This window comes from Caulobacter sp. GW821-FHT10F06, assembly GCF_058809215.1.
In genome coordinates this window covers 138,910-150,728 of sequence record NZ_JBXASK010000006.1, presented here as the reverse complement: position 1 = coordinate 150,728, position 11,819 = coordinate 138,910, and the positions used below count along the sequence as shown (strand labels likewise).

12 protein-coding genes are annotated in these 11,819 nt (G+C 67.9%); 4 read left to right on the top strand and 8 right to left on the bottom strand.

Annotated features, from left to right (window positions below; genetic code table 11):
- Position 1: 1 nt before the first annotated feature.
- The 6 genes from AC1RUS_RS14770 to AC1RUS_RS14745 form a co-directional block, all read right to left on the bottom strand.
- Entirely contained in the window at positions 2-880 is an 879-nt protein-coding gene (locus AC1RUS_RS14770; RefSeq protein ID WP_492917340.1) for a F0F1 ATP synthase subunit gamma, read from the bottom strand.
- A 34-nt stretch (positions 881-914) separates the two neighbouring features.
- On the bottom strand, positions 915-2,447 hold the full coding sequence (gene atpA / locus AC1RUS_RS14765) for a F0F1 ATP synthase subunit alpha (protein ID WP_492917339.1): 1,533 nt from the start codon (positions 2,445-2,447) through the stop codon (positions 915-917).
- A 50-nt stretch (positions 2,448-2,497) separates the two neighbouring features.
- Positions 2,498-3,052 (bottom strand): F0F1 ATP synthase subunit delta, encoded by a 555-nt coding sequence (locus AC1RUS_RS14760; protein ID WP_492917338.1) that lies wholly within the window; start codon positions 3,050-3,052, stop codon positions 2,498-2,500.
- A gap of 180 nt (positions 3,053-3,232) precedes the next feature.
- A complete protein-coding gene (locus tag AC1RUS_RS14755; protein WP_492917337.1) occupies positions 3,233-3,472 on the bottom strand; it encodes an acyl-CoA thioesterase domain-containing protein in 240 nt (79 codons plus the stop codon).
- A gap of 164 nt (positions 3,473-3,636) precedes the next feature.
- A complete protein-coding gene (locus AC1RUS_RS14750) occupies positions 3,637-3,972 on the bottom strand; it encodes a DUF8200 family protein (RefSeq protein WP_492917336.1) in 336 nt (111 codons plus the stop codon).
- A 244-nt stretch (positions 3,973-4,216) separates the two neighbouring features.
- Positions 4,217-4,642, bottom strand: coding sequence for a hypothetical protein (locus tag AC1RUS_RS14745; RefSeq protein WP_492917335.1), 426 nt, complete (start codon positions 4,640-4,642; stop codon positions 4,217-4,219).
- Between the two features lie 129 nt (positions 4,643-4,771).
- Between AC1RUS_RS14745 and AC1RUS_RS14740 the strand changes: the two genes are divergently transcribed.
- The 4 genes from AC1RUS_RS14740 (at position 4,772) to AC1RUS_RS14725 (ending at position 8,435) form a co-directional block, all read left to right on the top strand.
- A complete protein-coding gene (locus AC1RUS_RS14740; RefSeq protein WP_492917334.1) occupies positions 4,772-6,085 on the top strand; it encodes an acyl-CoA dehydrogenase family protein in 1,314 nt (437 codons plus the stop codon).
- An 83-nt stretch (positions 6,086-6,168) separates the two neighbouring features.
- Positions 6,169-6,816, top strand: coding sequence for a LemA family protein (locus AC1RUS_RS14735; RefSeq protein ID WP_492917333.1), 648 nt, complete (start codon positions 6,169-6,171; stop codon positions 6,814-6,816).
- A 163-nt stretch (positions 6,817-6,979) separates the two neighbouring features.
- Positions 6,980-7,735 carry a TPM domain-containing protein gene (locus AC1RUS_RS14730; RefSeq protein WP_492917574.1) on the top strand — a complete coding sequence of 252 codons (756 nt, stop codon included), beginning with the start codon at positions 6,980-6,982 and terminating at the stop codon, positions 7,733-7,735.
- 1 nt (position 7,736) lies between these two features.
- Complete coding sequence (locus AC1RUS_RS14725; RefSeq protein WP_492917332.1) at positions 7,737-8,435, top strand: TPM domain-containing protein; 699 nt, start codon at positions 7,737-7,739, stop codon at positions 8,433-8,435.
- 22 nt (positions 8,436-8,457) lie between these two features.
- Here the strand turns inward: AC1RUS_RS14725 and AC1RUS_RS14720 are convergent, their stop codons facing one another.
- Positions 8,458-9,924: a ComEC/Rec2 family competence protein gene (locus AC1RUS_RS14720; RefSeq protein ID WP_492917331.1), complete on the bottom strand. Its 1,467-nt coding sequence runs from the start codon at positions 9,922-9,924 to the stop codon at positions 8,458-8,460.
- 146 nt (positions 9,925-10,070) lie between these two features.
- On the bottom strand, positions 10,071-11,816 hold the full coding sequence (locus AC1RUS_RS14715; RefSeq protein ID WP_492917330.1) for an N-acyl-D-amino-acid deacylase family protein: 1,746 nt from the start codon (positions 11,814-11,816) through the stop codon (positions 10,071-10,073).
- Positions 11,817-11,819 lie beyond the last annotated feature (3 nt).

Below are 11,819 nucleotides of genomic sequence, written 5' to 3'. Positions count from 1 at the left end.
ATCAGACGGCTTCGGCGCCGGAGATGATCTCGATCAGCTCCTTGGTGATCTGGGCCTGGCGGGAACGGTTATATTCGAGGGTGTAGCGCTTGATCATGTCGCCGGCGTTGCGCGTGGCGTTGTCCATCGCCGTCATCTGGCTGGCGTAGAAGCCGGCCATGTTGTCGAGCAGGGCCGACAGGATCTGGACCGTCAGGTTGCGCGGCAGCAAGGTCTCGAGGATGGCCTCTTCCGAGGGCTCGTACTCGTAGACCGCCGAAGCGCCCGTCGCCGGAGCGGCGGCGCCGTCGACCACGGCCGGGATCAGCTGCAGCGCCGTCGGGGTCTGGGTGACCACCGACTTGAAGCGGCTGTAGAACAGCGTGACCACGTCGATGTCGCCGGCCTCGTAGAGGCGCGTGACGACGTCGGCGATCGGCTGGGCGACCGACAGGGTGAACTGGCGATAGGCCGACAGGTCGAAGTTCTCGACAACCTTGTCGCCGTACGGACGACGCAGCTGGGCGGTGACCTTCTTGCCGACGCAGACGATCTTCACGTCCTTGCCCTGGGCGATCAGGCTGTCGATCTGCTGGCGAGCCGCCCGCACGATCGACGAGGTGAAGCCGCCGGCCAGACCGCGATCGGCGGCCGCGACGATGATCAGGTGACGATCATCGCGACCCGTGCCGGTCAGCAGGGCGGGAGCCCCGTCGCCGGACACGCCGGCCGCCAGGTTGGCTATCACCGAAGCCAGACGCCGAGCGTAGGGACGAGCGGCCTCGGCCGCGTCCTGGCTCCGGCGCAGCTTCGCCGCCGCCACCATCTGCATCGCTTTCGTGATCTTTTGCGTCGCTTTGACGCTCGAGATCCGATTGCGCATTTCCTTCAAGCTGGCCATTCGGCGCTACTCTCTCCGAGCGTTCCGAGGGGGCTTAGGCGAAGGTCGACGAGAAGCTGTCGAGCGCGCTCTTCAGCGTGTTCTCCAGGTCCTTGTCGAGGGCCTTCTTGGTGCGGATGCCGTCCAGCAGATCCTTGTGCTGGCTGTGCAGACGGGCCAGGAACTCGGTCTCGAAACGACGAACCGACGAGGTCGGGATCTTGTCCAGATAGCCGCGCGTGCCGGCGTAGATCACGCAGACCTGCTCTTCGACCGATTGCGGCGCGTATTGCGGCTGCTTCAGCAGCTCGGTCAGACGCTCGCCGCGGGCCAGCAGCTTCTGGGTCGAAGCGTCCAGGTCCGAGCCGAACTTCGCGAAGGCGGCCATTTCGCGATACTGGGCGAGCTCGCCCTTAATCGCGCCGGCGACTTGCTTCATGGCCTTGATCTGGGCCGACGAGCCGACGCGCGACACCGAGATGCCGACGTTCACGGCCGGGCGGATGCCTTGGTAGAACAGGTCGGTTTCCAGGAAGATCTGGCCGTCGGTGATCGAGATCACGTTGGTCGGGATGTAGGCCGACACGTCGTTGGCCTGGGTTTCGATGATCGGCAGAGCCGTCAGCGAGCCCGAACCATTGTCTTCGTTCAGCTTGGCGGCGCGTTCCAACAGGCGCGAGTGCAGGTAGAACACGTCGCCCGGATAGGCTTCGCGGCCCGGCGGGCGGCGCAGCAGCAGCGACATCTGGCGGTAGGCGACGGCTTGCTTGGACAGATCGTCATAGATGATCAGGCCGTGCAGGCCGTTGTCGCGGAACCACTCACCCATGGCGCAGCCCGAGAACGGAGCCAGGTACTGCAGCGGGGCCGGCTCCGAGGCCGAGGCCACGACGACGATGGTGTATTCCAGGGCGCCTTGCTCTTCGAGCGTCTTGACGATCTGGGCGACGGTCGAGCGCTTCTGGCCGATGGCGACATAGACGCAGTAGAGCTTGGCGCTCTCGTCGGTGCCGGCGTTGGCGGCCTTCTGGTTCAGGATGGTGTCGACGGCGACGGCGGTCTTGCCGGTCTGACGGTCACCGATGATCAGCTCGCGCTGGCCGCGGCCGACGGGGATCAGGGTGTCGATCGACTTCAGGCCGGTCTGCACCGGCTCGTGCACCGACTTGCGCGGAATGATGCCCGGCGCCTTGACGTCGACGCGGCGACGCTCGGTGTACTGGATCGGGCCCTTGCCGTCGATCGGCTCGCCCAGCGGGTTGACGACCCGGCCCAGCAGGCCGCGGCCGACCGGAACGTCGACGATCTCGCCGAGGCGACGGACTTCGTCGCCTTCCTTGATGGCCTGGTCCTGGCCGAAGATCACGGCGCCGACATTGTCGCGCTCGAGGTTCAGGGCCATGCCCTTCACACCGGCCTTCGGGAACTCGACCATCTCGCCGGCCTGGACGTTGTCCAGACCGTAGATGCGGGCGATGCCGTCACCGACGGACAGCACTTGGCCGACGTCGGACACGGCGGCTTCTTCGCCGAAATTGGCGATCTGCGACTTGAGGATGGCCGAAATCTCGGCGGCGCGGATGTCCATGGCTGTCTTGGGCTCTCTGCGATTTTTATCGTTTGGGCGCGCTTATACGCTTAGGCGCGCTTCAGGGCGAATTTCAGGGAATCGAGCTTCGAACGGAGCGAAGCGTCGAACAGGCGGGAACCGACGCGCACCTTGACGCCGCCCAGGATGGACGGGTCGACGCGGGTCGAGATTTCGGGGGTCTTGCCCAGGGCCTCGGCGAGGGCGGTCTGCACGCCCTTCAGCTGGGCCGCGGTCAGGGCGGTGGCCGAGGTCACCTCGGCGGAAACCACGCCACGGTGCTTGGCCGACATTTCGGAGAAGGCCGAGATCGCGCCGATAAGGTCGCCGGCGCGGCCGTTCGTGGCCACCAGGCCGATGAACTTGGCGGTCAGCGGCTGGAAGCCGGCCTTCTTGGCGACGGCGGCCAGGCCCTTGGCCTTGTCCTGGGCCGAGAACGCCGGCGAGGCGATCAGGCGGCGCAGGTCTGCGCTGTCGGCGTACATCGCCTTCAACGACTTCAGGTCGGCTTCGACCTTGGTCAGTTGGTTGCCTTCGATCGTCAGTTCGAACAGGGACTGCGCATAGCGCTGACCCGCATCCGTCGCCTTGGTTTCGTCCGCCACTTGGTATCCGCCCGGTGCGTTGCAAATCGCCGCGGACAAGAAGATTAACCCTCGTCCCGGCTTAAAGGCTTGAGCGCGCTTGGAAAAAGCGCATGGACGGCTGACGCTGTCGCGTCACCCCGTCCGAAGCCGCGCGCCTGATAACACGGGCTTTTCGCAGTCGCAACCAAAGGGGCGAGATCAAGGCGCCGCGCGGCGGAAGACAGCCGACGCGGCGGCGGCCAGGGTTCCGTTGCGGCGCCGGGCCTCGGCCTGGGCGAAGACGAGGCTGCGGGTGGACCGTTCGACCCAGGCGCGCACCGCCGCGCCTTCGTTTTCGCCGTCCGGACCATAGTCGACGGTCAGGGACGAGGGATGGGCTTCGGCCCCCGCGATCTCGCGCAGGGCGGCTTCCAACTGGGCGGCGAGGGTCACGGTCATAAAATCCAGTTAGTCGAAGGACGGACAAAGGAAAGGCCCAACCCGGCGGAAGGCCCAAAGAAAAAGGGCGGCGGGACCGGCCCGCCGCCCCATCAGGCGAATGCTCGAGGAAACAGCCAGACGGGGCGGAAGGCCCCTACGCGTCTGGATACAGCTAGAAAGGCTTATTTCGCGGCGAGGGCCGAACCGCCCTTGGCCGAGGCGTTGCAGCGGCCCAGGTCGTCGGCGTCGAGCGACTTGGTCTCACCGCCGAAAGCGGCGACGCGGCCGACTTCCTTGGCGAGCGCCTTGCACGACACAGCGGTGATGGCCCGCGACGGAGCCGACAGCGAGACGCACTCGGCACCGTCGCAGACGAACACGGCGCCGCCGGCGACGATCTTGGTCTTGGCGGCGACAGGGGATTCCAGAGCGGCGGCGACGCGGCCATCAGCCAGGGCGGCGCCAGCGAACATGGAAACGGACAGGGCGGCGGCAGCCGCCAGGGTTTGGAGCTTCATAAGAGCCCTCCAACGTTCAGGGGAGTTGTTTAAAGATCGATGATCGGCGAAAAGCGTTACTGGTCGTGCGGACCTCGGGGATGCAAGCATCGGTATCCCCACCGACGCCACGAAGCCGAACTAAGCAGTGCTTAGATACCAGCGTTCAGAAATTGCGCAAGCGAAATTTATTCGCATTGCGTCTTTTTAAGAAACGGCGAGGTTTCGGCGATCTCGGTGAGACGAAGGGTCCAAGGCCCAGGCGCTAGAGGCCCAGGATCGAGTCGATCCGGCTCTCGGCCTTCTGGTGAATCTGGCGCTCTTCGACCATGCCCTGCACGCGGGCGTAGCGGCCGTCCTTGCCGACCTTGCGCCGCACCTCGTCGCCGGTCAGCACGGTGACCGTCTTGGCCGGGTCCGTGAAGGTCCCCAGAAGGGCCGAGAACACCGCGGCCACGAAGGTCACGCCGATCGGCGCGGCGGCGCCGACCCAGTCCTCGCCGAACAGGCCCTCGAGGCGAGCGATCAGCAGTTCGCGGTTGGGCTGGTCGCGCAGCACATGGATGAAGCCCAGGGCCCCGCCCTCGACCGCGCCGATCAGCAGCACGGCGATCAGCACGCCCAGCAACCGCGGTCGGACGAAGAGCCCGAGCGCGGCGCCAAGGATCGCGGCGGCCACCATCATAATCATGGGCCGTAGCCTAGGCCACGCTTGGTCAAAAGCCGGTTAAGAACGATCTTCCCCAGCGGCACGATTGGCCGCGACCAAGCGACGCGCATAGTCGGCGGCAAGAAAACAAAACCGCAGGGAGGCTAGGCCATGGACTTCACCCTACCGCCGGAACTCACCGCCTATCTGGCCGTGCTCGACCAGTTCATCGAGGACGAGATCGCGCCGCTCCAGGCCCGCGACGACAACGAGCGTTTCTTCGACCACCGCCGCGAATGGGCCCGCACCGACTGGGACATGGGCGGCCTGCCCCGCCACGAGTGGGAGGAGCTGCTGGCCAAGGCCCGCAAGCTGGCCGACAAGGCCGGCCACTACCGCTTCGCCCTACCCAAGGCGTTCGGCGGCCAGGACGGCTCCAACCTGTGGATGGCGGTGATCCGAGAGCACCTGGCGTCCAAGGGCCTGGGCCTCTTCAACGACCTGCAGAACGAGCACTCGATCGTCGGCAACAATCCCTTCGTGCTGATGATCCGCGACTTCGGCCGCGAGGATCAGCAGCACCTGATCGCCGACATGCTCGACAAGGGCGCCTTCCGCCCGACCTTTGGTCTTACGGAACCCGACCACGGCTCGGACGCCACCTTCATGGAGACCCGCGCGGTGCGCGAGACCCACAAGGGCGAGAGCGGCTGGCGGATCAACGGCGAGAAGATGTGGACCACCGGCATGCACGCCGCCACCCACTGCTGCCTGTTCGCCCGCACCAGCGGCGAGGACGGCGACGCCAAGGGGATAACCTGCTTCCTGGTGCCGGCCCACGCGCCCGGCGTGAAGATCGAGGAGTATCTCTGGACCTTCAACATGCCGACCGACCACCCCCGGGTCAGCTTCACCAATGTCTGGGTGCCGGATTCGGCGATGTTCGCGCCGGAGGGTCAGGGTTTGGCCCTGGCCCAACACTTCGTGCACGAGAACCGCATCCGCCAGGCCGCCTCCAGCCTGGGCGCGGCGGTGTTCTGCATAGAAGAGAGCGTGAAGTACGCGCGCGTGCGCAAGCCGTTCGGCAAGCCCCTGGCCGAGAACCAGGCCATCCAGTTCCCGTTGGTCGAGCTGGCCAGCACCGCCGAGATGCTGCGCCTGCTGATCCGCAAGACTGCCTGGGAGATGGACCAGATGACCAAGCCGGAGGTGGAGAAGCGCCTCTCCGACAAGGTCTCGATGTGTAACTACCAGGCCAATCGCCTGGTCTGCGAGGCCGCCGACCGGGCCATGCAGGTGCACGGGGGCCTGGGCTATTCGCGCCACAAGCCGTTCGAGCACATCTACCGCCACCACCGCCGCTACCGGATCACCGAGGGCAGCGAGGAGATCCAGATCCGCAAGGTGGCCGCCTGGCTGTTCGGGTTCGTCGGCCCGCGCCGCAAGGCTTTCGCCGAGGCCGAGGCGCAGATGTCCAAGGTTTAATCCGGCCAGGCCTCACGCTAGGGTCTCCGCCACGCTATCTAACGTGGGTCTGCGAGCCAGAGGGCTCGTTTGGAGAGGGCTACATGAACCGTTTCGCTAAAAACGCCGCGCGCGCCGTGCTGATCACCGCTGTCGCCGCGACTCTCGCGAGCTGCGGCATCAACACCATTCCCACCCAGGACGAGGCGACCAAGACCGCCTGGGCCGAGGTGCAGAACCAGTATCAGCGCCGCGCCGACCTGGTGCCTAACCTCGTCGCGACGGTGAAGGGCTACGCAGCCCAGGAAAAGGGCGTGCTGGTCGAGGTGACCCAGGCCCGCGCCAGCGCCACCCAGGTGAAGGTCGACGCCTCGACGATCACCGACCCGGCTCAGTTCCAGCAGTACGCCGCCGCCCAGGACAAGCTGTCGGGCGTTCTCGGCCGGCTGATGGTCATCCAGGAGCAATATCCGGACCTGAAGTCGAACCAGAACTTCATGGCCCTGCAAAGCCAGCTGGAAGGCACGGAAAACCGCATCACCATCGCGCGCCGCGACTACAACACCACCGCCCAGACCTACAATACCACCCTGCGGACCTTCCCCAGCGTGTTCTGGGCCAAGACGATGTACAGCGGCCAGAAGCCGGCCCAGCTGTTCCAGGCCTCGGCCTCGGCGCAGTCGGCCCCGACCGTCAGCTTCGACGCGGCCCCGCCGGCTGCGGCTCCCGCGACGGCTCCGGCGGCCAACTAGCTTGCGCACAAATCTTGTCATCCCGGGCGAAGCGCAGCGCAGACCCGGGACCACGGCATGCGCCAGCGCTTCCTGCGGTCCCGGCTCGGCGCGCTACGCGCCTGGCCGGGATGACAGGACGAAGCTGTGGCTGAGCACCCTCTTCGCGGTGCTGTGCCTGGTCATGGCCCTGCCCGCCTTCGCCGCCCCGAAGTTCCCGGCCCTCTCCGGTCGCGTGGTCGACGAGGCCAACATCCTCTCGCCCCAGACCGAACAGGCTCTGACCGAGAAGCTGAAGACGCTGGAAGACTCCACCGGCCGCCAGCTGGTGGTGGCCACGGTCCCGACACTGCAAGGCTACGAGATCGAGGATTACGGCTATCAGCTGGGCCGCACCTGGGCCTTGGGCTCCAAGGACAAGGATGACGGCGCGATCCTGTTGGTCGCGCCCAATGATCGCAAGGTGCGGATCGAAGTCGGCTACGGCCTGGAGCCGGTGCTGACCGACGCCCTGTCCAGCGTCATCATCCAGAGCGCCATCATCCCCAAGTTCAAGGCCGGGGACATGGAAGGCGGCGTCGTGGCCGGGGCCGACGAGATCCTCGCCCAGCTATCGCTGCCCGACGACCAGGCCAAGGCCAACGTCGCCCAGGCCGCCAAGCCCAAGGCCGTTCATCGCAGCAACGGCGGCGGCTTTGCGGCGATCCTGCTGTTCTTCTTCGTCTTCTTCCTGATCACGCGCCTGTTGCCCGGACGGCGGCGGCGCGGCCATGACGGCGGCCTGGGCTCGGCCCTGCCGTGGATCATCCTCAGCGCGCTGAGCAACAGCGGCGGTCGCGGCGGCGGCGGCTCCGATTGGGGCGGCGGCGGAGGAGGCGGCGGATGGGGCGGCGGAGGCGGCGGCTCGTTCGGCGGCGGCGGAAGCTCGGGGAGCTGGTGACATGGTGAAAATGACTCCCGAAGACCACGCCCTGATCGCCGCGGCGGTCGGCGCGGCCGAGAAGACCACCGCCGGCGAAATCTTCTGCGTCCTGGCGCCCGAGGTGTCGGACTATCGCGAGACGCCCCTGGTGTGGGCCGCCGCAGCGGCCCTGATCCTGCCCGGCGCGGCGCTGTTCGCGGGCCTGCGCCCCGACATGCTGACCAGGCTGTTCGGCGGCTGGACCGTCGGTCACGCCACGGCAACCGACGCGGCGATCCTGTCGGCCCTGACGGTCTATATCGCCCTGCAGGCGGCGACCTTCATCCTGGCGGCGCTATTCGTGTCGATCCCGCCCGTGCGCCGCGCCCTCACGCCCGGCGCGCTGAAGGCGGCCCGGGTCAAGCGGGCGGCCATGGAGCAGTTCATGAGCCACGGTCTGCACCTGACCCGCGACCGGACCGGCGTGCTGATCTTCGCCGCCCTGGCCGAGCACCGCGTCGAGGTCATCGCCGACGAGGGCATCTACAAGGCCGCGCCGCACGCGGTGTGGGACGACGTTGTCGCCGACCTGGTGACGGGCATGAAGCGCGGCCGCATCGCCGACGGCTTCGTCGCCGCCGTCACCCGCACCGGCGAGATCCTGGCCAGCCACGTCCCGGTGCGCGAAGGCGACACCAACGAGCTGCCCGACGGCCTGACCATCCTGCCGCGGAAATAGCGGTCGTCGGCCCCGTCTGTCGTCAGGCGGACGGGGCCGAGCGCTTGACGACCTTGGCCGCGAAGGTCGCCTCGCCGCTGGGCGAGACGGTGAAGCGGTAGGCCTCGTTCATGCCTTCCTTGCCCGAGTGGGTGAAGGCCAGCACCCGCTCGCCGTCGGTGCGCACATGGACGATGCCAAAATTGGTGCGCTCGAAGGCGAAGAAACGGTCGTGCTTGACCGGGTCGGTGACATAGCCGCGCATCGAGAAGAAGGCGGCCAGCTCGGTGCAGAAGATCACCGCCGGCATCTGCCGCGAGGCCTTGCCCAGAGCCGCCATCAGGGTGGCGCGCGGGTGGATGTATTCCTTGACCTTGCTCTCGTCGCCCGAGGAGATCAGCGACACCACCGGCGAGACCTCCTGCAGGAAGGCGTAGTCGAAATCCGCCGAGCCGTGGTGCGGGGTCTTCAGGATCTCGGCCCGCAGGCCCGCATCCGGCAGGGCGCCCCGCAGCCGCGCCATCGACTCCTGGTTCAGGTCGCCCGTGAACAGGAACCGCACATGGCCATAGCGCAGGCGGAAGGCGATCGAGTGACCGTTGATGGTGTGCGAGGCCGACCATGAGCGGTTGGACGTGCTGGGCTTGACGCCCAGCAGCAGGTTGGCGTCGTCGCCGGGCGTGGCCAGGAAGGCCAGGGCGGGACCGCCAGCCACGGTCTCGGTGATCGGCCCCAGCACCTCGACGCCGATGTCCTCGCTCTTCAAAAAGTCGAAGGCGTCGGTCGCCGTCTGGTCCAGCCGCCGCACCTCCAGCGTCTCGCCCGTGGTCGCCGCCAGCCGCGTCGCCCAGCCCTGGATCGTCCCGGCCCAGGTCTGGAAGGGCTCGTTCAGCTCGCTCGTCGGCAGCTGGCGCGGGTCGTCGACCAGGCCGGTGCAGTAGGGCCGGCCCGCCACGGTGGCGGTGGCGCCGAACATCTCGACGTCCGGACGCTTCTGCCCCGACGGCCGCTTGCCGGGACGCTTGGCCAGGCCGTTGTGGAACACCCGCCGCGCGGTCATGAACAGGCGCTTGCGAGGCTCGGTGTTGGTCTCGGATTTCGGGATCTCGCTCAGCCCCTCGAAGTGGTCGGCGTCGCCATGGGTGACCAGCACCGCGTCGACCACCAGCGGGTCCTGGGCGCTGGTGCCCGAGAACCGCGCCGCCGCGTGCCGGGCGAACAGCTGGTTGTCGCCGCCGTCGACCAGGATCACCTTGCCCTCCGGCGTCTCCAGGATCAGGCCGTCGCCCTGCTGGACGTCGACCATCGACAGCCGCAACAGGCCGGTGTCGCGCAGCTTGGCGTCGGCGCGGATGAAGCCGCGATCGACCGGCCCCTTGGCGCCGATCACCCGCACCTCGCGGCGGTCGCCGACGACGCCGAGGTCCTCGATGCGGTCGCCCCAATAGTACTGCCAGGTCGTTCCGTCGGCGCGTTTCAGCACGACGATGTCGTCATCCAGATACTGCATGGTCCGCCCTCCATCCCTGCAGGAAGGCTGCGCGCCTTTCGTGACAAATTCAACCTTAGGGGGAATTCGATCTTACCCCCTGCAGCGTAAACCTATGGTCCGGATCGCCATGCGGACAGATCCGGCCAGCGTCTTCCCGCCCGCAGCTATTCGGCCGCCAGGGCCATCGGCGCGGGCTGGGCGCCGCGCACCAGCCGTCCCGGCCGGGCGCCGGTCGGCTCGCCGTCGCGCTGGGTGACCACGCCGGCCACGATCGTCGCCACATAGCCGTGGGCCGTCTGGGTCAGCCGCCGCCCGCCGGCCGGCAGATCGTAGGCGACTTGCGGCGCGTCCAGGCGCAGGCCCTCGTAGTCGATAACGTTGAGATCCGCGCGGTAGCCGGACGCGATCAGGCCGCGATCCAGCAGCCCCACCGTCTGGGCCGTATCGCGGGTCTGCATCGCGATCATCGTCTCCAGCGGGATGCGCGGGCCGCGCGAGCGGTCGCGGGTCCAGTGGGAGAGGTTGCTGGTCGGAAAGCTGCCGTCGCAGATCATGCCGACATGGGCCCCGCCGTCCGACAGACCCGGCACGGTGTCGCGATGATTCAGCATCGCGAAACTGGGGTCCAGCGAACCGCCGGCATAGTTCAGGAACGGGTTGTAGAGCATGCCCCGCCCGCCGTTCTCTAGCATCGCGTCGAGCGCCACCTCGGCCGGATCGCGGCCCGAGGCGGCGGCGCGGGCGGCGACGGTCATGTCGGCGGTCGGCTCGTAGTCGGGCTTCGCGCCCATCGGATAGAGATTGTCCCAGGCCCGCAGCGTGCGGATCGTGAACGGCCCCGCGCCCTCGCCATCGTCGGCCAGTAGGCGGGCGCGGAAGTCGGGATCGGACAGGGCCGCGACCTTGTCGGCCAGCGGCGCCTTGGCGATCAGCGCATAGACCGGGCTCTGACTGAACGGGTTGAGGGTCAGCTCCAGGCCAAACAGCACGCCCACCGGCCGGCCGCAGACCTGGGCCTTCATCGGCAGGCCAGCGTCGACGGCGGCCGACAGCCCCGCCAACATCGCCTTCCAGCCGCCCGGCGAATTCGGGCTCTGGACCAGGGAGAACGACAGCGGCCGGCCCGAGCGCTCGACGATCCGTCGGACCATGGCCAGCTCGGCCAGGCCGTCGGGATGGAAGTCCGAGACCAGCTGCAGCACGCCCTTGCCGGCGGCGGCCAGGCCCAGGGCGATGCCGGTCAGCTCGTCCTCGCCGGCCGTCAGGGTCGGGGTGGGCTGACCGTCGCTGGTGCGGTGATTGAGGGTGCGCGAGGTGGAAAAGCCCAGGGCTCCGGCCTCGACCGCGCGCTTGGCGATGGCGGCCATGGCGGCGATGTCGGCGGGCGTGGCCGGCTCACGATTGGCCCCGCGCTCGCCCATCACATATACCCGCAGGGCCGCGTGCGGCAGCTGGGCGCCGATGTCGACATCGAACGCCCGCTGCTCCAACGCGTCGAGATAGTCGGGAAAGCTCTCCCAGTTCCACGGCAGCCCTTCGGTCAGCACCGGGAAGGGAATGTCCTCGACGCCCTCCATCAGCCGGATCAGCCGCTCGCGGTCCTCGGGCTTGCAGGGCGCGAAGCCGACGCCGCAATTGCCCATCACCACCGTGGTCACGCCATGGCCCGAACTGGGCGTCATGCGGCTGTCCCAGGTGGCCTGGCCGTCATAGTGGGTGTGGATGTCGACAAAGCCCGGGGTGACGATCCGACCCGTCGCGTCGATCTCCTCTCGGCCCCTGGCGAGGCCGGGACCGACGGCGGCGATCAGGCCGTCCTTGACCGCGACGTCGGCCAAGACGCCACGCGCGCCCGAGCCGTCGAACACCGTCCCGCCACGCAGCACCAGGTCATGGACGTGATCCGCCATGGC